The 21042-nt window shown below is 43.7% G+C and carries 20 protein-coding genes; 11 read left to right on the top strand and 9 right to left on the bottom strand.

Features of this window, described 5'->3' with window-relative positions:
- Positions 1-112 precede the first annotated feature (112 nt).
- Positions 113-508 carry a DUF4347 domain-containing protein gene (locus tag F6K53_RS21880; RefSeq protein WP_293073950.1) on the bottom strand — a complete coding sequence of 132 codons (396 nt, stop codon included), beginning with the start codon at positions 506-508 and terminating at the stop codon, positions 113-115.
- A gap of 9 nt (positions 509-517) precedes the next feature.
- Between F6K53_RS21880 and F6K53_RS21875 the strand changes: the two genes are divergently transcribed.
- Entirely contained in the window at positions 518-769 is a 252-nt protein-coding gene (locus tag F6K53_RS21875; protein WP_293073947.1) for a hypothetical protein, read from the top strand.
- A gap of 206 nt (positions 770-975) precedes the next feature.
- Here the strand turns inward: F6K53_RS21875 and F6K53_RS45965 are convergent, their stop codons facing one another.
- A complete protein-coding gene (locus F6K53_RS45965) occupies positions 976-1266 on the bottom strand; it encodes a DUF4347 domain-containing protein (protein WP_364305926.1) in 291 nt (96 codons plus the stop codon).
- A gap of 200 nt (positions 1267-1466) precedes the next feature.
- Here F6K53_RS45965 and cbiQ point away from each other — a divergent pair, with 200 nt between their 5' ends.
- On the top strand, positions 1467-2384 hold the full coding sequence (cbiQ, locus tag F6K53_RS21870; protein WP_293082202.1) for a cobalt ECF transporter T component CbiQ: 918 nt from the start codon (positions 1467-1469) through the stop codon (positions 2382-2384).
- 331 nt (positions 2385-2715) lie between these two features.
- Positions 2716-3522: an ABC transporter ATP-binding protein gene (locus tag F6K53_RS21865; RefSeq protein WP_293020359.1), complete on the top strand. Its 807-nt coding sequence runs from the start codon at positions 2716-2718 to the stop codon at positions 3520-3522.
- 83 nt (positions 3523-3605) lie between these two features.
- On the opposite strand, the gene F6K53_RS21860 is transcribed toward F6K53_RS21865, so the two are convergent.
- Positions 3606-4604 (bottom strand): beta-ketoacyl-ACP synthase III, encoded by a 999-nt coding sequence (locus tag F6K53_RS21860; protein WP_293066502.1) that lies wholly within the window; start codon positions 4602-4604, stop codon positions 3606-3608.
- Positions 4605-5091: 487 nt separating this feature from the next.
- A complete protein-coding gene (plsX, locus tag F6K53_RS21855) occupies positions 5092-6141 on the bottom strand; it encodes a phosphate acyltransferase PlsX (protein WP_293020357.1) in 1050 nt (349 codons plus the stop codon).
- A gap of 192 nt (positions 6142-6333) precedes the next feature.
- On the opposite strand from plsX, the gene F6K53_RS21850 reads away from it, so the two are divergent.
- Complete coding sequence (locus F6K53_RS21850) at positions 6334-7665, top strand: D-alanyl-D-alanine carboxypeptidase (RefSeq protein WP_293066499.1); 1332 nt, start codon at positions 6334-6336, stop codon at positions 7663-7665.
- Positions 7666-7846: 181 nt separating this feature from the next.
- On the opposite strand, the gene lptC is transcribed toward F6K53_RS21850, so the two are convergent.
- From lptC to metG, 3 genes are all read right to left on the bottom strand, one after another.
- The gene (lptC, locus tag F6K53_RS21845; RefSeq protein ID WP_293066496.1) at positions 7847-8989 is read right to left on the bottom strand and encodes an LPS export ABC transporter periplasmic protein LptC; all 1143 of its coding nucleotides are present in this window, start codon (positions 8987-8989) and stop codon (positions 7847-7849) included.
- A gap of 814 nt (positions 8990-9803) precedes the next feature.
- Positions 9804-10406: an NYN domain-containing protein gene (locus F6K53_RS21840; protein WP_008182130.1), complete on the bottom strand. Its 603-nt coding sequence runs from the start codon at positions 10404-10406 to the stop codon at positions 9804-9806.
- A gap of 105 nt (positions 10407-10511) precedes the next feature.
- Entirely contained in the window at positions 10512-12128 is a 1617-nt protein-coding gene (metG, locus tag F6K53_RS21835) for a methionine--tRNA ligase (RefSeq protein ID WP_293043688.1), read from the bottom strand.
- Between the two features lie 588 nt (positions 12129-12716).
- Here metG and F6K53_RS21830 point away from each other — a divergent pair.
- From F6K53_RS21830 to crtR, 4 genes are all read left to right on the top strand, one after another.
- Positions 12717-13028, top strand: coding sequence for a 1-acyl-sn-glycerol-3-phosphate acyltransferase (locus tag F6K53_RS21830; protein WP_293020352.1), 312 nt, complete (start codon positions 12717-12719; stop codon positions 13026-13028).
- Positions 13029-13178: 150 nt separating this feature from the next.
- A complete protein-coding gene (locus F6K53_RS21825; RefSeq protein WP_293020351.1) occupies positions 13179-13319 on the top strand; it encodes a hypothetical protein in 141 nt (46 codons plus the stop codon).
- A 718-nt stretch (positions 13320-14037) separates the two neighbouring features.
- The gene (locus F6K53_RS21820) at positions 14038-14205 is read left to right on the top strand and encodes a hypothetical protein (RefSeq protein ID WP_293043680.1); all 168 of its coding nucleotides are present in this window, start codon (positions 14038-14040) and stop codon (positions 14203-14205) included.
- Positions 14206-14469: 264 nt separating this feature from the next.
- Positions 14470-15372, top strand: a complete 903-nt coding sequence (gene crtR / locus F6K53_RS21815) for a beta-carotene hydroxylase (protein WP_293066491.1) — start codon at positions 14470-14472, stop codon at positions 15370-15372.
- Positions 15373-15601: 229 nt separating this feature from the next.
- Here crtR and aroH read toward each other — a convergent pair whose 3' ends face one another.
- Positions 15602-15988, bottom strand: a complete 387-nt coding sequence (gene aroH / locus F6K53_RS21810) for a chorismate mutase (RefSeq protein WP_293066528.1) — start codon at positions 15986-15988, stop codon at positions 15602-15604.
- A 74-nt stretch (positions 15989-16062) separates the two neighbouring features.
- Positions 16063-16887: a signal peptide peptidase SppA gene (sppA, locus tag F6K53_RS21805; protein WP_293020347.1), complete on the bottom strand. Its 825-nt coding sequence runs from the start codon at positions 16885-16887 to the stop codon at positions 16063-16065.
- Positions 16888-17209: 322 nt separating this feature from the next.
- Between sppA and F6K53_RS21800 the strand changes: the two genes are divergently transcribed.
- From F6K53_RS21800 to F6K53_RS21790, 3 genes are all read left to right on the top strand, one after another.
- Positions 17210-18196: an EamA family transporter gene (locus F6K53_RS21800; RefSeq protein WP_293082199.1), complete on the top strand. Its 987-nt coding sequence runs from the start codon at positions 17210-17212 to the stop codon at positions 18194-18196.
- A 295-nt stretch (positions 18197-18491) separates the two neighbouring features.
- On the top strand, positions 18492-19718 hold the full coding sequence (locus F6K53_RS21795; protein WP_293066486.1) for a HEAT repeat domain-containing protein: 1227 nt from the start codon (positions 18492-18494) through the stop codon (positions 19716-19718).
- 227 nt (positions 19719-19945) lie between these two features.
- Positions 19946-21037: a glycosyltransferase family 4 protein gene (locus tag F6K53_RS21790; RefSeq protein ID WP_293066484.1), complete on the top strand. Its 1092-nt coding sequence runs from the start codon at positions 19946-19948 to the stop codon at positions 21035-21037.
- Positions 21038-21042: the final 5 nt, after the last annotated feature.

The raw sequence follows: 21042 nt of genomic DNA, 5'->3' as shown, positions 1-21042 counted from the left end.
TTAACAAGCTAAAATACTATCGCCGTGTTTTTAGCCGTTTTGATAAAACTGACGAATGTTATCTGGGTTTTGCAGAGTTCGCCTCTGCTCTCATCTGGTTACGTTAGCTATGTCAACAGAACCTAGTTCCTACTGAAAAGTTGTTAGGGTTGCTAAAGGACACAGTAAAAACTCCTTGATATACTTCCATCAATTCTGGCAAAAATGCTGAATCTACAGCAATCTGACCCGTACAACATTCTAGATTCCAATCACCACCCAAGGCAGCATTACCCGTGCGGTTCCCAGAAGCCGCAATCTCAGTACCAGTTATTTGGTGTAGTCGTTCCAAAAATTCTGTACCAGCATCTCCCGCAGCAACATTGCAGCCGTAGAGGAGAATAGGAGTGGCTGAATCATTGGTTGACCAAGTTTTTAATTGAGGGAGGTAATGGTGTGAAGTACCCCAACCTGCTTTGGCCGTAGGCCACGCTACGCGAACGCTGAGGTTGGGGCTTCCAACTCTCAACTCAAATCAGTGACGGTCTTATTCGTCTCCAGGGTTTCCCGCTTCATCCGCCGATGCCTCAACCAGCGAACTGGAATTGGTCTTACTCAGCGTCCACAGGCAGACATCCGCCTTCCGCAGACGCAAACGTTTTACGACAGACTCACCTTGGAATTACGACTCTATGGTCAACCAGCCGGGGCTTGTCTCTTCCCTGATCTGGAGCTAGTACTTTGTACACCTAATGGTCTGAAAACTGATAGAGTATCAGACTTTTTGTAAGGTAGCCTTTTAGTCAGTCAGGCGGGTTAGCAACCGCTTTTATTCTACAGGACTTACGCATTTGCCCCCTAAATCCCCCAATTCTGGGGGACTTTGACATCTTTACCCCCCAGAATTGGGGGGCTAGGGGGGCGAAATCAACTTAACCGCGTAAGTCCTGTTCTAACATAAATCGTGATGGTTTGTCATCACAAATTGTCGTCTCGCTATCCATCCCCACCCGTCGCAGGGGTGGGGAATTCCGCGAGTCTTGTTAAAGTATCTAGACTAAGTTGGCTATTCCCTAAATACAAACACCCCGGTGAACCGTGAGAAACGATGTGAATAGCAGAAATATCGGCGTTGCTTAATAATGGAATGATTTCAAGAGTTTTGTGGAACAGGCATCTTGCTTCTGATATTTTTACCGCAGGTAGGATGCCCGGTACTGGTTCCGTCGAATGTGAAGGAGAAAAGCCTTGCAGGTGGTTGTATGATCGAACTATTTTCCCACCCATGTCCTTTTCGCTTCTCACTCGGCGGAACCAGTGCCGCTTAGGGATTGATCCTAAGTTAGTCATAGGTCATAGAGAAAATATAAAGGATGAACGGTGAAGTATCAAGTATGAAGTATTAAGGGTGAAGTGGAGCGATAGAACCTATGGCTCCTATGTGGATTAGACCCAATTAGCAATCACCAATTACAATCAATGACTAAATGAAACATGGACTTGATGCCTACGCTCACTTGGACTCCCCCATCCACAGTTGGGAACCTCGTGCCAAGCTAATTGCCCTATTGACCCTAATTTTTGCGTTTTCCTTTGTACAGCATTTGATAGTGCTACCAGGGATGGTGGCTCTGACCCTAATTTTTTATCGAGTCTCTCGCCTGCCACTGTCCTTTCTGTTGAATCGGTTGCGCTATCCGGGATTGTTTCTGTTAGGGATCACACTGCTACTCCCCTTCACAGTAGGCACTACCGTGATCATCCAGCTTGGTCCAATCGCCGTGCGACAGGAAGGACTGCTAACCCTAGTGCTGATTGCCACCCGTTTCCTATGTATTCTGACCATTAGTGTGATTTTATTTGGCACCGCACCCTTTTTGACCAACATCAAAGCTATGCGATCGCTTGGTCTGCCCTCACTGGTTGCGGATATGACTCTGTTGTCTTACCGCTATATTGAGCAATTTAGTAACGACCTAGCTAAAATGAAGCGGGCAATGCAGCTGCGAGGTTTTCGTGGCAAAGGACCAAAGCTTTCATGGCAGGAATTTGGACGTCACCCAGTTGCTTGGTTACTGGAATCCTTCGCCCGTAGTTACCGTAACCTTAGAGTTTTAGCGTCCCTAACCGGAACACTTTTGGTGCGCAGTTACCAGCAATCCCAGCAAGTCTATAAAGCGATGATTTTACGAGGGTATAGTAACACCTCTAAATTTATGGTTTCTGAGAGTTCTGGTGTGACAATAGGGAGTAGAACACAGAGCTTTTCATTACCGCTTCCTAGGGAAAAGCGTATGGGGTCTAGTATAAACACTGCTGGTTTCCACCACTACATTGCTTTGGGACTCACTAGCTTGATTTCAGTAGGATTTGTGATCGTAGAAATTATCTTAACAGAAGCATGACCCAAGGGAATTCAGACTAATCAATGATGACTAATTCATGGTAATCAAATCAAGGTAATATTGATTCCGGTTAACGACTTATAAGTTTAGGGTTTGGGTTGGTGTTTTGTTAATTTAAATTTAAGAAAATTAACACTTAAATTAACACTTAACAAAATTCGCTCACCCCGACTATAAGTGATTAGCCGTAATTAATATGGCTGCTGAATTTATCCTAGCCTACACCGAACGCTATCATGCGAAACGACTTCATCCTTGGCCTTAAGGCCGTAGGCCACGCTCCGCGAACGGCCACGCTACGCGAACAGACTTCATCCTTCAGACTTTTACCGTGAAACAGCAAAAACAAGAATTGTTTTACCGAGAAGATTACATTGAACCGTATCAGTCACCTACTTCGTTACACTACGTCCTTGCCATTGATAGTCTGTATTTTTCCTACCCAGACCAACCTGATAGTTTACGCAATATCAATCTCACCATTAAGCCAGGGGAACGGGTAGGTTTGATTGGGCCGAATGGTGCTGGTAAAACTACCCTATTTCTAACCATCTGCGGCATTTTAAAACCAACTAGGGCAAGAGTGATGCTGTTATTTGGCAAACCCGTGGTCGCGGGTGAGTTTCGCCCAGAAATTGGTCTGGTGTTTCAGAATCCCGATGACCAGTTATTTTCCCCTTCGGTCTGGGATGACGTAGCCTTTGGACCAGAGAATATGGGGTTACCAGCGGTTGAGGTTGAACAGCGAGTTCAAGAAGCCCTATCCCTGACGGGTGTGGAACACTTAGCGGGTCGAGTTCCCCACAACCTGTCTGGGGGTCAGAAGTGTATGGTAGCGATCGCAGGGGTTTTAGCCATGGCTCCATCCCTAGTGCTTTACGATGAACCCAGTGCGAATCTTGACCTTCGTTCCCGGCGTCGCTTGATTAGCTTTTTGAAACGCTCCGAGGAGACAATACTGATTTCCTCCCATGACCTAGAACTGATTTTAGAAGTATGCGATCGCGTTTTGCTACTTGACGAAGGACAAATTATTGCTGACGGTCATCCTCAACAGGTGATGGCTAATCAGCAGCTGATGGAGGCTCATGGTTTGGAAAAGCCTCACTCTATAGTGTCGGTTATCGGTAACCCTTGAAAACCTATTCGTTGGCGGTTGACTGTTCACTGTTAACCGTCAACAATGATTAACTGGCTCAGGATGGTGCTGGAGTACATCAATTACCTTCCCCACTGAAAAACTGCTGCGCCCCAAGTCAATCCTGCACCAAAGCCGGAGGTAGCTATAATATCTCCTGATTTAATTTTCTCAAGCCGCACTGCTTGATCCAACACTAGAGGTATAGAAGCCGCTGAGGTATTACCATATTGGGCGAGATTACTTAAAACCTTGTGGTTAGGAATCTTCAGACGTTGGGCAACTCCATCAAGAATCCGCTGATTAGCTTGATGCAAGACCAGCCAATCCACCTGTTCAGTGCTGATATCAGCTCGAAATAATGCTTTTTCAATCACTTCTGGTACCTTTTGCACCGCAAAGCGATAAACCTCTTTGCCACTCATGGTAATGGGCTGATAAGTGCCTTTAGCAACAGTCAAGCCCTTGACAATTTCCTGCTCTTGTGATTTGTAGGCTAACTGAAGACAGCTATTTTGGGTACCATCACTACACAGTGCAAATCCCAGTAAGCGATCGGATTGATTTGCCTGCAAAACTACAGCCCCAGCACCATCTCCAAATAGTACACAAGTACTTCTGTCTGACCAATCCACCCACCTTGAGAGAATATCGGCACCAATTAGTAAGACATTTTGGTAAAGGCCAGTGCGGATAAATTGGGACGCTGTAGCCAGTCCAAAGACGAACCCAGAGCAGGCTGCGGTTATATCAAAGGCAACTGCTTTTGATGCTCCCAGGAGTGCCTGAACTTGATTAGCACTGCCAAACAAATCATCCGGGGTTGAGGTGGCTAGGATAATCAGATCTAGGTCTTCAGGAGCAATTCCAGCCATAGCGATCGCATTCTTTGCTGCCCCAGTAGCCATCTCACTTAGACTTCCTTGTGCATGCACCAGATGCCGTTGCCGAATTCCGGTACGGCTGGTAATCCACTCATCCGATGTATCAACCATCTGGCTTAGTTGATGGTTATCGAGGGTAACCTCTGACGCTGCGGAACCGCTTCCGGTAATAGCAATGCCTGTTCCTAGTTGATTCAAGGCTCTTCTCCATCAGTTGCATCCCATGTTTTTCTCTTCCCAAGTTCGCTGCTTAGGGAGAAGGCGGAAAGACTGGTCATTGGTCAATCTTGCCATCACAGCCACTGTGAACTAAACTACACAAGCCTTACACGGTTATGGTGTGGGGCTTGTGCCACGCTCAAGCTAAAAATTTCCTAGTTTAACGAAACCCTAGAGATTATTAGGTGGATTTTCTCCATAACGTTATCGGTTAAATAGCAGAATTTGTTGCTAAAGCTACCGGAGTTTACCTAATGGCTATAAGCATGAGTTTAACACCAGACTTGATCAGCTACTAAAAATTTAGTCCGCATTTTGTCATGATCGCTTTTTGTTGACATTTTCAAGAATAACGGTTATACGCAAACTGTCAACCGTCAACCCTCAACCCTCAACAAAAAAACAGTTGCAAAAAAAAACAGTTGCGCTAATGGTGGCCTTGAAATACCGCTCAGCCTATCATGCCTTACTCCTCACTGCTGGAATTGCTAGCCACTGATTCCTTAGAGCTTTTGAAGTGATTGGCTTTAATCCGCTCTATTACTCGGTGATCAATGGCTTCTTGAGCCAACCGAATCGCGTTAAAAATTGATGGGGCTTGGGAGCTACCGTGACTAATAATACAAATTCCTGCCACCCCTAAGAGTAGGGCACCGCCATGTTCTGCATGATCCATACGCTGCTTAATCCGCTTCAAGTTGGGTTTTAACAACGCTGTACCTAGCTGACCTTGTATCCCTTGAGGCAGTTCTTCTCGGATAATTTGCAGCATCACCTCCCCTACAGCTTCGGCAAATTTGAGCAGTATATTGCCCACAAAGCCATCGCACACAATTACATCAAACTGACCTGAGAGTACATCTCTACCCTCAGCATTGCCTATAAAGTTTATTCTGGGATTTTTTTGTAGCAGTTGATGAGTGCGGATGGCCAAATCATTGCCTTTACACTCTTCCTCACCAATGTTTAGCAGTCCTACCTTAGGATCTTCGATGCCTAAGACATACTTGCTATATACTGACCCCATGATGGCAAACTGCTCTAGATATTTAGGGCGACAATCTACAATTGCCCCCACGTCCAATATAATCACTGGCTTGCCAGCCATGATGCTAGGAAACACTGCGCCAATTGCGGGACGGTCAATCCCTGGCAGACGCCCTAAGCGCAATAGAGCCGCTGCCATGGCTGCCCCAGAGTGACCAGCACAGACTACAGCGTCAGCACGTCCTTGCTTGACTAAGTCCATGGCTACGTTAATAGAAGCCTTGGGCTTACGCTTCAAGGTCACCAAGGGTTCTTCATCCATGGCAATGACACCATCAGCAGCTACAATTTCTATCTGACTTGATCCGTGGTGTTGGGAAATAGAGGATCTAATTTGCTCAGGATCCCCTACCAACAATACCTCTACCCCTAACTCAGCTTGTGCTCTAATAGCTCCAGCAACTATTTCATGGGGGGCATAATCCCCGCCCATAGCGTCTATTGCGATTCGTGCGCTAGTCGATGCCATTGCTCAAAGTTTATAGAAACCTTCCACATCTTACCAGAACCATTACCTGGAATAGTAAACAATGTGATCAGTTTAACTTGAGGTTTGGGAACCGAAAGGCTTGCATGGTGACATGTTCTCAACAGAACTGTTCAGTCGCAGCATTCAGTATCTAAAATAGAGCAGCCTCAAGAAACAAATGTGGTGTAGTGAATGCTAAAACAACTTGCTGCTGGGATCCTTGCCGGTGCCTTTGTCGTTATATCTGTCAAACTTTGGAGAATTCTACAACCGATCAACCTTGATCAAGCTCAACTGATGGCTTGGCGGGATACCTCCTTGTTTAGCTTGCCAGCTGAACCAGACCCGTCTGCTGAAGCGATTGTGGATGAATTCATAGGAAAATGGCGTGTTCAAGGTTCAGCAGTTAAGCAAGGAGTATGGATTCAATCGGGACTGACTAGACTCGCGACCCACCGGGGAAATGTTCCAATACCCGCAGCTTCAATCACGAAAATTGCCACTAGTCTAGCGGCATTACAGCAATGGGGACCAGCTCATCAATTTGAAACTAGAGTCAGTGCCACCGGAATAGTTAAAGATGGGGTATTGGAGGGAGATTTGGTGATTACTGGTGGTAGCGACCCGTTTTTTGTGTGGGAAGAAGCGATCGCATTGGGTAATAGTCTAAATCAACTGGGAATCCGCCGGGTCACTGGAAATTTAGTGATCATTGGCAATTTCACTATGAATGATCAGGACAACCCAGAAATTGCTGGTGGGCAACTCTTGCAAGCCTTAAAATCCAGCAGCTGGTCTTGGCAGATTGTCCGCCAGTATCAATCGATGGCCAAAGGAACCGAGAAACCCGAATTAGAAATTGCTGGTAATGTAGTCGTATCTGATACTCCCATTCCCAAGCAGGAATATCTGTTACTCCACAAGTCCTTGCCCCTGGTAGATATTCTTAGAGAGATGAACATCTACAGTAACAACGACGTATCTCAGATGTTGTCTCAAGCCATTGGGGGTGCTCAGACAACCGCTCGGTTGGCGGCTAGGTCAGCTGGTGTACCCGGTAGCGAAATTCAGTTGATTAATGGCTCTGGTTTAGGTATGGAGAATCGAATTTCCCCCCGTGCTGCTTGTGCTATGCTCATGGCTATTGAGCGCTTTTTACAGCCTTACGAGCTTAATCTTAGGGATGTCTTCCCCCTAGCTGGACGGGATACTAAGGGAACCATGCTCGACCGTAACATTCCCCCAGGGGCTGTGATTAAAACCGGAACTCTCAGAGAAGTTAGTGCTCTAGCTGGTTTTCTCCCAACACGCGATCGCGGTTTAGTGTGGTTTGCCATTATTAACGGTGGCAACGATATCCTAGAATTTCGCGCAAAACAGGATCAGCTACTGCAACGCCTGTCTGTCGAGTGGGGTACCCTTACCCAAAAGAGTAGCAATCAAACCCATAAACCATTGATCATTGGTGATCCCAAGCGTATTGAAAAAATCAGCAGTGCCTTGTTGATTGAAAATAAAAAATAGCAAATAGATATCGAGTTGGCTTGACCGTTGACGGTCAACGGTCAACTTTGGTCAACTGTCAACTTTGGTCAACTGTCAACTTTGGTCAACGGCTCCAAAGCCAGTCTCAGCAATAAATTAATTTAGGCTACAGTCAACCTTGGCCAAAAGGCCACGCGATCGCGTTCAACCTTCAACCAGCTCAAGGAATAATTTCTGTTACCACTCTTTCCCCAACACCACTAGTTACTAAAATATCTTGAGCTTCAAGGTTACCCACTGCTTTATCACCAGTCGTATTAAATTGGGGTGAAACTTGTTCATATATTACATTACCTGAGGCTTCCATCTGTTGGGTGGGGATATCCCAAGTTAGCTGATTAGCGTACAGTTTGGCTTGCTTACGGCTTCCCTCCCCTTGTACTCCTCCCGTTAACCTAACTACTTTCTTACCCAAATCTACCCGTCCCCTGTTAGCTGTTACCATCAGTTTCTGCTGCTGGTGAACAATTCTAACCGGCTGATCGGACACGACAGTTTTATCATTCAAATTCCAAACTGCTGAATTACTCGATATCACGACCGGTGGTTCGACCGAAGTCAACTGCACATTTTTCTTGAGAGTTGCTATCTTTGCCTTAAGGTTTACCTCAGACTTATCTGCTTCCACTCGTTCTGTTACTATCTTATTTTTATAGCGTTCAATCAGTATGCTTTTGTTACCAATTACCTTCTCCTGTTCGATATGCCAGACCAAACGTTCCGTTTTCATTTGCAAGTTTGGGTCTTTTGATATGGCTGCTACTTGACCAATTAATTCCAAATTCTGGGTGCGACTTAAGTAACGCCCTTCCTTTGCGGATGCTTGTAGTTTAGGGTGATTACCTTTAACGTTATTGCGGATAACTAACAAATCTTCCTTAGGTTTCCACTCAGACTCATCACCTCGTAACACAGCACCATTACGGGGATCTGTAGCCGTGACCTGACCTTTGAGAAACACTATCTCACCATTCTCTAGGATTTCCCCACTCTGGGCTGAAACCTGTAAAATCAGTTTCCCATCTTGATACAAATCCCCATTGGGTTTCTCAATGTAAGCGATTTTTCTATCTGGAGAGTAAGTCGCTTTATCTCCTGTAACTTTCCATAGAGGACGACCTTGCTTATCTGACTGATCTAGAGTGACGTTTTTAAAGACTAGACTTCCTTCAATTTTTTCAGTAACGTTAGTGTCTTCCTGAACTTGATTTAATGGCTTTGGCTCACTCTTACAGCCAGATAATGAGTAAACCATGAAAATCAAAATAAAAAATTTAAGACATCTCTTGGAGTATAAAAACATATGGCTTAAGAGCGTGTGGTTAGGATAAATGACTATAAAATAATCGATACAAAGCTTAATCATAAAGACTTGTATCGATTTAAAAAAGTAATTTTTATAAAAATGGCTTTCTAGGAAACGCTATACTAGTTATTACTCCTTAGTTATTAGAAGTTTTTATAACCTCTATAGTTCCTGGGGGGCGACAAGCCCCCCAAATTCTTTGTCAGCTCTAGGTTTAAGGTCACTCTCATCCCAAACTATACCTAGACAATCATGAGCATATTTTCAATTACTGAGAATTCAATTCCTGATTATTTCGTCCAACTGGTCGAAAAATCGGGTTGATAAGTAAGTTTGGTAACTGACTTGACGCGCATCCTGACCAGATAAGGATTATAGCCTACCTTTCACCCGCTCAGCGCTCGGCAGAATATTTTCAATGACTGAGAACTCAATCTCTGATTATTTCCTTCAAGTTGGATATAAGTTTTGTAACTGAATTGACCAAACCCAGATGAGTTAATGATTATAGCTGACCTGTTACCCCCTCATCTATACTTGACGTAGTTGCTTAGCTTTCAGTTTTTAGATGGTTTACCCTACTCCATTAATAAAGTCTGTATGTCAACTATAGGAGGGGAAAGCATCGGACATAAACTATAGGTTTTCAGCCACTAATTACTGCCCGAATGCTACAAGACATGAGAAAGAAACGCCCACACACCTACATCGTAGTTTCGACCCCATCAGACAGACCCTAATCACCAATGAATAATGAATAATGAATAATGAATAATCACTAATCACTAATCACTAATCACTAATCACCAAACTATTTGTGCTGTTCATCCATGACATTGAACCCAGACAAAGGACGGTAAGTATAGTTTTGTTTGGGTGTTTTTTGGATACTTTCTTGGATGGTATCAAGGTCAATATAGCGGTCAGCTACATTAATGAGACTATCACTGGTCATGGAGCGTAGGCTGACTACCTCAACCCGAACTCCCCGATAACTTACAGAATCTACTGCATAGGCAAGATCGCCATCACCACTGACTAGAACTGCTGTGTCGTAGGAACCCACTAGTGCCATCATGTCAACAGCAATTTCTACATCCAGATTAGCTTTTTTTGAGCCATCTGGTAGCTGCACTAAATCTTTGGCAATTACTCGGTAGCCATTACGACGCATCCAGAGTAGAAAGCCCTGCTGCTTTTCATTCGTACGATCAACACCAGTGTAAAAGAAAGAGCGTAGTAGCCTAGACCCTGCTGTCAAACGACACAATAGCTTAGTGTAGTCAATTTCAATCCCTAGTTGCAGGGCAGCATAAAATAAGTTTGAACCATCGATAAAGATGGCAACACGACCACGGTTTTCTAGGACTTGTTCAGGTGTAAAAATTGGGTCATGATTATAATGGCTCAGCATTTTTATTATACCTCTTTGTTAAAAAAAAAATTTAAAAAACTTTTTACTTAATCAGCATTAAGGTAAGATGCCGATTAAGTTTTTGGTTAATAAGACGGAACCAAATTAGGTGAGTTCCAGTCGTGCAAATACCGGTTTGGGTTTTCCTAGCTTCTGGTTTTGAGGTAAAACCCCCCAAGATGCATGGGATACATAGGGCGCAGCCAAAAAGATGTGTTCTTTTTGGCTAAAGTCGATGGCAAAACCTAGTTGTTTGTAAATCTCCGTACTAATACTGGGAATAATCGGTGATAAGAGATAGGCAGCTAAGCGCACTGACTCTAAAACTGTATATAACACTTGTTCAACCTCTTGCTGTTTTCCTTGTTTATACAAGCTCCAGGGAGCTTGCTGATCTAGAAATTTGTTACTGGCTCGAATCAGAGTAAATATTTTTTGGCAAGCTTGGCTAAACGCTAGGGATTCATAAGCCCTAGCGACTTTTGAACCGAGATCTAAGCCAATTTCGAGCAGAGGATTGACCTGTGAAATATCTGAGCCAGTTAAAGCTGGAACAATACCTTGACAATACTTTTTAGCCATTCCCAAGGTGCGATTGAGCAAATTACCTAGGTCATTGGCTAAATCGGCATTGACGATATCGATAAAACGGGTTTCACTAAAATCCCCGTCTCGCCCAAATTCAATCTCTTTTAGAAAATAATAGCGAATTGCATCAGCACCGTATTTATCTACCAACTCCACTGGGTCTAGGGTATTGCCTAGACTTTTTCCCATTTTTTGACCATCTTTGGTCAGAAAGCCATGACCAAATACTTGACCTGTAACAGGTAGAGAGGCTGACATTAACATGGCAGGCCAGTATACAGCATGAAAGCGCAGGATGTCCTTACCGATAAGATGTAAATTGATCGGCCACCATTTTTGTAAGGCATTATCAAGAGTTGGTTCACTATCGGGATCCAATAGGGCAGTCACGTAGCCTAGTAAGGCATCAAACCAGACATAGATGGTGTGGCTGGGATCAACCGGTACTGGGAAGCCCCAATCGACATTCAATCGCGAAATCGAAAAATCCTGTAGTCCCTGACTGACAAAACTCAACACTTCATTACGGCGACTTTCCGGTTGGATAAAATCCGGTCGCTGTTGGTAAAGTTCTTCTAGCTGTTTTTGGTATTTAGAGAGCCGGAAAAAGTAGTTTTGCTCATCCCGCCACTCCGCTTCTTGATTGGGGTGAATCGAGCAGCGGTTTCCAGGTAGAAGTTCCCGTTGCTCTTTAAATTCCTCACAGGAGACACAGTACCACCCTTGTTGTTGACTCAGATAAATGTCACTTTTATCCCAAACCCGCATGAAAAATTCTTTGACAATGGCTTGGTGGCGGTTAGCAGTAGTGCGGCTGAAACGGTCATACTGGATATTGAGCTTTTGCCAGAGGACATCAAATCCAGCAGCTATCTTGTCGCAATGTACTTGAGGATCTACCCCTTGATTTTCAGCAGTCCGCTGAATTTTTTGTCCATGTTCATCTGTACCAGTAATTAACAGTACGTCTTTGCCCTGTAACCGTTGAAAACGAGCTACTGCATCAGATGCCATGGTGGTATAGGCACTGCCGATATGGGGTAAGTCGTTCACATAGTAAAGGGGTGTTGTAATGGCAAATGTATTTTTAGTAGTATTCGTATGAATCATATGAGTGTTAAAAACGCCCTCCAGCCAACTGATTTAACTTATTTAAGTGATTTATAACCTAGTGTATGGCTACTAGTATTAATTTTAGTTGTTACTATATGTAGTATTTATCTAATCAGATTTACTTAAGTTTTAACCTTTTCTAAAAAGTATCTGTCGCTACTTTTTAGTTGACGTTACTCAAAATTGTTTATTATCTTGTAACTCATTCCACCTATTTTAGTTGTGGGGTTTCGAGTCATTACTCCTTAGTCTGTTACTTATGAGTAAGGAGTAATGATAAGCAGCCGATAAGTTATCCCACTCCCTTGAAGGAATGGAATCAAGGCCACCTTCTGTCACTTGATTATAAGGAAAATTAATTATTAACATAAGTTAGTAGTCTAGTTTAGATTTAACAGGCTTTTTCTACTACTGGCTTAATGCCTAATGTGTCAAGCTACACACTTGTAGTCACTGGCAGTCTATCACCATTAGTTGTGTTGCACCTGATTATCTCTACTTTAAGGCATCTGTCAATAGATAGAATTTGAAAATAATGTTAAGAAATGTTAATTTAGATTAGAAATTGATGACTGAAACTGGTGTCTGACCATCTTCCTCTACAGGTTTATGATGCGCTGCTTGCTGCAATGGGAAGACAAATGTTCCAATATCGATGAGGATCGCATTCCTCATAAATCTGCCGTTGTAGTAGTGAGCAACCATCGTGGCTTTCTAGATGTCCCGTTGTTGATGGTAGCCTTAGGGCAACCAATCCCCATTGCTTGTGATCATTACATGGGACAAGTACCAGTGATGCGGGTGGGTTGTCCAGCAGATGGGTTGTTTCCCTCTAGAAAAACCAGAAAATACACTGTAGGCGTTTTTACAACAGGCAAGTTCAGTTTCTCGAACATAATCATTGGGTTGGGGTGTTTCTAGTCCGAGCCCAACCAATGGTGAATTTGACTCAGCCTTTGGCAATAGGCAAGTTTTATAAAGGCTTTGCCCACTTAGCTTTGTGGACATCAGTTAAACAGGCAGCGCCGCGCCTAAAGCGCGATCGCTTCCCAAGAATAAATCGTACACTCAGTGATACCGCTGGGATGGTTACGTTTGTTTGACCCATCTGAACCCCTATTTGAACAAATGGGTTGGCATCCGATGGTTATTCATCGCCGTGTGGTAGTATTAGTTGGACATTCCTCTTGGATTACACAGAAACAGCTGTAACACTATCAAGGGAAACAGATTGTCTGCCCCATTACTAAGACCTGCCGGGATTAAATTGCTAGGTTACTACAGGGTATCAAGGATAAAGTATCAAGTATCAAGTATGAAGGATAAAGGATAAAATCTGCTTGTTTGTGGCTCACTTATGGTTGAATAAAAACTTGATCCATAACCATAATTTATGTAAGCATTCAGCCGTCAGCCGTGAGCTAAAAGCTCACGCTACTTGAGGTGCCGTCAGCTTATTTTATTCAAAAGCACCTCAAGTAGCACCATCTGTAGCGCTAATCGCTGTTCGCTGATAGCTGATAGCTGATAGCTGATAGCTGATAGCTGATAGCTGATAGCTTACTAATTTAAACTACCAATTTCCTAGTTCCTATTTCCTAGTTGCCATTTCCTACTTCCCATTTACTACTGGGAGCATGTCACTTATGCAGAGAATTTGTACTAAAGCTATAGCCCCCTCATGTGTTTTAGCTTACTCTGATAGTAAATAGTTCATATGTTCTGCAACTTTGACCTGCTTCCCTTCTTACTTCTACTTCATATTCAAAGTCAACAATGCCAAAAGTTAAGAGTTGTCAGTGTTTCTTGACTCCGGGACAGTCTAATCGGTGATTATTTACTATTTGTTTATTTACCAGGGATGGTTCGAAAGGGTGAGCTGTTGGCAGTACAGACTCAACATTGAGAAACTGCTTTTGATGTCCGTTGTTTGGCGATCCCAACGGATGATTTAAGCAACTCTCAGAAGTTGGCAGGGGTAGTGGTTAACCTGATTGAAGCGGAACTCAACGAGGGAGCTTCACAGGACGTTTATCTGTGTGGCGAGTCGAAAGGAAGTCTGTCTGGCTTTGAAGGTAGCTCTGAAAACCACCCATAGGATTGACCGGATTATTTTGAGTAACCGAGCTACTTCTTTTAACCAACGACCTTTATTAATGCAAAGCGCGAGTGAGGAGGGGCTGCATCAAGACAAGGCTCCCCTCTCCTTACGGTCTGAGGGGGTGACTCCCCTCGTGACGAGAGTGATTTTCCTGAAATTGACTCTAGTTTCTGATTAGAAGCTCTAATCTTAACAAATCTTTATAATTGAGCCATTGTACCTTATACTACCAAAAGACAGTAGAAAGGAGAAAAAACAAGTATGTCGGAGGCCATCAAGCCGCTGACAGTGCCCAAGGAGTTCCTGGGTGCCCCGGATAAGTTTAACTTAACGTTACTCATGTTTGTGGCGGCGATCATCTTGGTGGTCTGTTCCACCAGTGGTTACTGGCTTTGGGATTTGCCTAACGCTTGCTGCTTTAGCATTAATGTCCTTGCCTTACACATGGTAGGAACAGTCATTCACGATGCCTCTCACCATGTTGCCCACAAAAACCGTTACGTCAATGCCCTAATGGGTCATGGTAGCGCCCTGATGTTAGGTTTTACCTTCCCAGTGTTCACGCGGGTTCATATGCAGCATCATGCCAATGTTAACGATCCCGAAAATGATCCCGATCATTTTGTTTCCACTGGTGGTCCGCTGTGGTTAATTGCAGTTCGCTTTTTTTATCACGAAATATTTTTTTTCAAGCGCCGTTTGTGGCGTAAGTATGAGCTCTGGGAGTGGTTTTTTAGCCGTCTATTCATCGCCATCATCATATATCTTGGTTGTCAATATGGCTTTTTAGACTACATCATGAACTATTGGTTTGTGCCAGCATTAGTTGTAGGTATAGCGCTAGGATTGTTCTTTGATTATTTGCCCCATCGTCCATTCAAAGAACGTGATCGCTGGAAAAATGCTAGAGTTTACCCCAGTCCCATCATAAACCTGCTAATTATGGGACAAAATTATCATCTAATTCATCACCTGTGGCCGACCATACCCTGGTACAAGTATCAGCCCGCCTACCGTGCTGTTAAACCCCTTTTAGATGAAAAAGGTTGTGATCAATCTCTAGGACTTCTGGCTCGAAAGAGTTTTTGGAACTTTGTATACGACATCTTTTTAGGAATTCGTTTCCACCGCAAATCATCTAATAGACAAACCGAATCAAGCTGAAATTTTTTTTGTTAATGGTTGACCATTGATGGTTGACCATTGATACATTTGACTCAATAAAATTGTCTTCATTTTAATTGTTAATTGTTAATTTTTAATTAATTGTTAATTAACCATTGACCATTGACCATTAACAATTTTATTTTGACTAATGACTAATAACAACTTGAACTGACCGCTGGCTAATTGGTAGGGTTAAGCCCCATTGTTAGTATAAATAACCTGACAACTAACGGCTGACTTGAGCTAAGGTCCAATCAGGCCTTAAATTTTTGGCCTGACGTAAATAGGGATGAGAAATTTCAAGTTGAGAAACAGGAGTGTTGATGTGGATTAAACACCGGATACAACGCTCTAGGCTGCCCTCGACATGCATCTGTTGCACATCAAGTAAAGGAACATGATCCCAATTCGGACGTTCTCGTGCGATCGCAGCTGGAAATTTAGCATCCAAATCACGGGTCGTGGTGAAAATGGCACTAATAATTTCTTGATGGTCGATTTGATTATGAGCTTCGAGTTCATCTAGCAGTTCCATCACTGCTTCTCGAATCGCTGCTACTGTATTTTCTGAGGCAGTTGTTGCCCCTCGAATTGCTCTAACTCTCCAGTGCAAGGTAATATCCTCCAAATTTCCCTGGGAGATTTGAGATTTTAGACTCTTGTTAAATCTCAAATCTCCATGTTATCTTATGGTCGGTACAACCATAGGGGCTGACCGCTAGTTGATAGTTCAAACTCTAACCAATCTATACCAACAGATATCTGAGATCTATTGCGAATAAGGTTACCCGGTAGCAAGCGACTCAACAATGGTTTGGGTTCTTCGATGGTGAAAGACTTGGTTTTCTCTGGGTCAAGACCCACCAATTCCGCTGCCCAGCAACGGGCATCTTCTTCAGTTCCCAGGCGATCAACCACCCCCAAGTTATGTGCTTGCTCACCAGTAAAAATCCTACCATCAGCAAAACTTTTTACCACATCTACATCTAGCTTGCGACTCTGGGCAACAGTTTGTACAAACTGTTGATAACTGGTATCGATCAACTCTTGAAGAATAGTTTTTTCAGGCTCAGTCAGTTCCCGGTCAAACGCCAAGATATCTTTGTACGGACCTGACTTAATGACTTTAAAGGAAACACCGATTTTATCCAACAAGCGCTCTATATTGTTTCCCCGCAGAATCACACCAATACTTCCAGTGATTGTACCAGGGTTCGCTACTATATGTTCCGCTCCCATGCCAATGTAAACACCCCCGGATGCGGAGATATTGCCAAAGCTAGCTACAATCTTCACCTTTTCTCGCAACTTCACCAAGGCGCTATAGATTTCCTGAGAATCCCCGACTGTACCACCAGGACTGTCAATCCGTAATAGTAAGACCGGAAATTTCTTTTCTTCAACAGTTTTTAGGGCTTCGAGGACCCGTTTACGGGTACCACCAGCGATCGCCCCCGTGATTTCAATTCGAGCAATTTGTTTGAGAGATTTGCGTTTAAACGGCCAAGGCATAGGTGATTGTGAGTATCTAGTGTAGATTTAACTGATTACTGGAGCTTGTATTTCTAGTTTGCATCATTTTATAAAACGGTTAGCTACTAAGGTGCTCAAAATAAATAAATAAACAAATAAACAAATATGAAAAGCTGGTTTAAGCTGTCGCCCATTTAAATTGTATGTTGTTGAGTAAGCTCGAAAATTCCACAACTCACTCCTGTACTCCTGAGCCCCCCTGATTTTGAGCCCAGTCAATATCTAAAGTCAATATCTAAATCAAATTTCTGACAGCTGCTTGAGTGTCGGTTATTTTTGTTCTTCACCATAAATCAGGATTATGCAACTAAAAGCCAACACAATACTGTCACCAAGGTCACTACTAGGTTCACTACTGCTGATTTCCCCCTTTTTTCTATGGGGTACAGCTATGGTAGCAATGAAAGGGGTGATCCCCAACACAACCCCTATGTTTATGGCTGGGGTGCGGTTAGTACCAGCAGGAGTTTTAGTATTAGGAGCAGCAACTGTGATGGGTCGCCCCCAGCCGAAAGGTTGGCTAGCCTGGCTGTGGATTAGCTTATTTGCCTTAGTGGATGGGGCAATGTTTCAGGGTTTCCTAGCCCAGGGATTGGTTAGCACTGGTGCGGGTTTGGGTTCGGTCATGATTGATAGTCAACCCCTAGTGGTCGCCCTGCTATCAGCATTGCTCTTTGGTGAACTTATTGGACTGTGGGGTTGGTTAGGACTAGGATTTGGTATAGTAGGAATCAGCTTGATTGGCTTGCCCGATCAATGGATTCTCAGCCTTTTTACTGGCAACGCTCAAGCTATAGAATTAAGCTGGGAACAGCTGTTTGATCATGGAGAGTGGCTGATGCTGTTAGCATCCCTTTCCATGGCAGTAGGAACAGTAATGGTTCCCATTATCAGCCGCTATGCTGACCCAGTTGCTGCGGTTGGTTGGCACATGATCCTAGGAGGATTACCGTTATTTGCCCTCTCTAGTGTCATAGAATCCCAGCAATGGGTGAATATTGATGGAGTTGGCTGGATCGCATTAGCTTACTCCACTGTTTTCGGGAGTGCGATCGCATACGGTATATTCTTCTACTTTGCCTCCAAGGGGAATCTCACTAGTCTGTGTAGCTTAACCTTTCTGACACCAGTATTTGCCCTGCTATTTGGGAATTTAGTGTTGTCTGAGGTACTCAGTTCCCTACAGTGGACTGGTGTGTGCGTGACATTGCTTAGCGTTTATCTAGTCAATCAGCGGGAACAAATAGCCACTCGGATCAAAGCAAGGCTCGCAAACAACAGCGGCTAGCCAAAGGGGAAAACTGGCAGTGGAAACAACAACTGAGATCGTCTGAAGAAGGTAGTGCTAAGCTACCATAAACCCAGCAGTGAAGCCGATTTGATACAATTGAGATTAATCGAGCCAAAATTATGTTGCTCGAACGAGTAAAGCACATGGGATTTAGCGTTGTGTGTTAAGTGCGTAAGCTAGAATTGGCGTTCACATTCGAGTCCTGTAGAATTTTATGACTCGCCATTGGTCTATCATACTTGTAGCTACCTGTTTGAACTGCCTAGGCTGGTTCCCAGCACCCAGCCTAGCGGTGAAATTAGAAAAAGCGATGTTCCTTAGGAACCACTACGCGAACGCATTTTCACCCAACAACCTCCCTGACCCGTTGCTAATCGCTCAATCTCCTTCTGCCACAGAAACTGACCCACCAATTCTGCTCAAAGGGAGTCGGGGCAAAGAGGTGGCTCTTGTGCAAGCCAAGCTAAAGCATCTTGGCTTCTACGATGGGCTTGAAGATGGTGTTTATGGTGAGGGTACAGAGAAAGCAGTCGCTTTATTCCAAGAATCTATTGGATTGAGAAAACTGGGTGTTGTTGATTCTGTTACTAGGAAGGAATTGGAGCAAGCCTACGCTGCTAAGACCACAACCACCAGCACGAGTTCAGCTCCAAACTCAGGTCAATTAGTGGCAGCCGAATCGACTACTGCCGAATCGACTACTACCGAACCTTCGACCCAGGAAAAGAGCCCGTCATCATGGTTGATCATCCCAGCCATCATCATGGCTGGTGGCGGTTTTTTCCTATTCAAGTGGCTGACTAAACCAAAACGACCCGTAGACTCACAATTAGCGTCCTCCACAGAAAACCAAGCTAAACAAGATACTACAGTCAATAACCTCAAAGTCCAAGTGTCAACTGACTCCCAAAACCACCATACTCAAAGGGATTATAACCATAGCGCTAGTTATAATGTCGCCAATTCTAGCAATCCTCAACCTCAGTCTTTAGCTGATTCCTTACATGTCAAAAAGACCACTCGCCTGACTAAATTTAGTATTGTTGAGGAATTAATCAGAGAATTAGAAGACCCAGATCCAAAAAAGCGACAACAAGCTATCTGGGAATTAGCCCAAAAGGGGGATTCCAGGGCAGTAAAGCCCCTAGTGGACTTAATGCTAGATTCTGATTCTAAGCAGCGTGGTTTGATTTTGGAAGCCTTATCCCAAATTAGCACCAAAACTCTCAAACCGATTAACAAAGCCCTAGCCATTTCTTTGCAGGATGACAACCCCCAAGTCCGGAAAAATGCGATTCGGGATGCAACGCGAATTTATGAATTACTAAACCAAGTCTTGCAGATGTTGCGTCACGCTACCGATGACCCGGATTCCGAAGTGCGAGAAACGGCAAAATGGGCAATCGATCAGTTTAATAAAATGCGCCCTTCCACTAAACTGGATAGTTTTCCCCCAGCACAAAATTACCTGAATTCATCAGAAAATAATTCAAACCATTACCAAGATAATAGCGACTAGTTAGGGAAATTCATAACAGGTAATAAAAGTTTAGTAACCTTTACTTACCGTGCTATGATAGGGAAGTGTAAACCGTTAAAATGGAATAGCATAGAATAAAAGTTTACTCAGCTTTACTTACCGTGCTTTAAGTTTAAAATCATAAATATTTTGAAGTTAAATTTGATTAATTACAAGTTTATAATTATCGTTTTTATTATCAAATTGCCAGGGTTAATTTTCAATTAATGAGCCAATTAAATTCCCTGAAATTGCTATTAATTTCCACCCCAGTTGGTCCGTTGGGTTCAGGGTTAGGTGGTGGGGTTGAGTTGACTTTACGTAACATTGCTACGGAATTGATTAATCGGGGTCACAGGATCACAATTGTGGCAACTAAAGGATCTACAGCTTGGGGAATGCCTCTGGTAGAAATTGATGGTGTTCTGCAAACTAGTATTCAAACTCAAACAAGAGAGACTCCTACTATCATCCCCCCATCCTCGGTATTGGCTAATATGTGGGACTATGGGCGGCAAGTTCAAACTGACTATGACTTGATTGTGAACTTTGCCTACGACTGGTTACCGTTTTACCTAACCCCCTTTTTCACTCGTCCCATTGCTCACCTAGTGAGTATGGGTTCATTAACCGAGGGGATGGATCAGATCATCGAACAAGTTGCCATTAATTTCCCTGGCACAATTGGGGTTCATTCAATGGCTCAAGGGGCAACATTTTCATTCAAGAATCGCTGTCGTTGTTTGGGCAATGGCATTGATTTGTCTGTGTATTCCTGTTGTGACTCTCCCTCACCCTGGCTCGGCTGGGTGGGTCGAATTTCTCCAGAAAAAGGCTTAGAAGATGCAGTGGCAGCATCAGATATAACGGCTAAGCCACTAAAAATTATGGGTCTTATACAAAATCAACCCTATTGGCAGCAGATTCTCAACGATTACCCCAATGCCCCTATAGAATACCTGGGTTTTCTCCCAACTGATCAACTCCAAAAACACTTGCGCCAGTGTCGAGCCTTACTGATGACGCCTCATTGGGTGGAAGCATTTAGTACTGTGGCAATGGAAGCCCTCGCTTGTGGAGTGCCAGTCATTTCCTATGACCGTGGTGGATCAGCAGAAATTATCGAAGATGGTAAAAATGGCTTTTTGGTAGAACTCGATTCTGTGGAAGGCTTGGTAGAAGCCTTGGGAAATTTGGATAGAATTGACCGCCGTGAATGCCGTCGCCTCCTCGAAGTTAAATACTCTAATCAGGCCATGGGCGATCGCGTAGAGCAGTGGCTCTGGGATATTTTAAAGGAAAGTCGTGATAGTTGCTAGTTCAT

It is taken from the genome of Moorena sp. SIO4A1, assembly GCF_010672065.1.
GTDB lineage: Bacteria > Cyanobacteriota > Cyanobacteriia > Cyanobacteriales > Coleofasciculaceae > Moorena.
The sequence above is the reverse complement of the archived record's forward strand: the minus strand, read 5'-3'. Positions and strand labels throughout refer to the sequence as shown.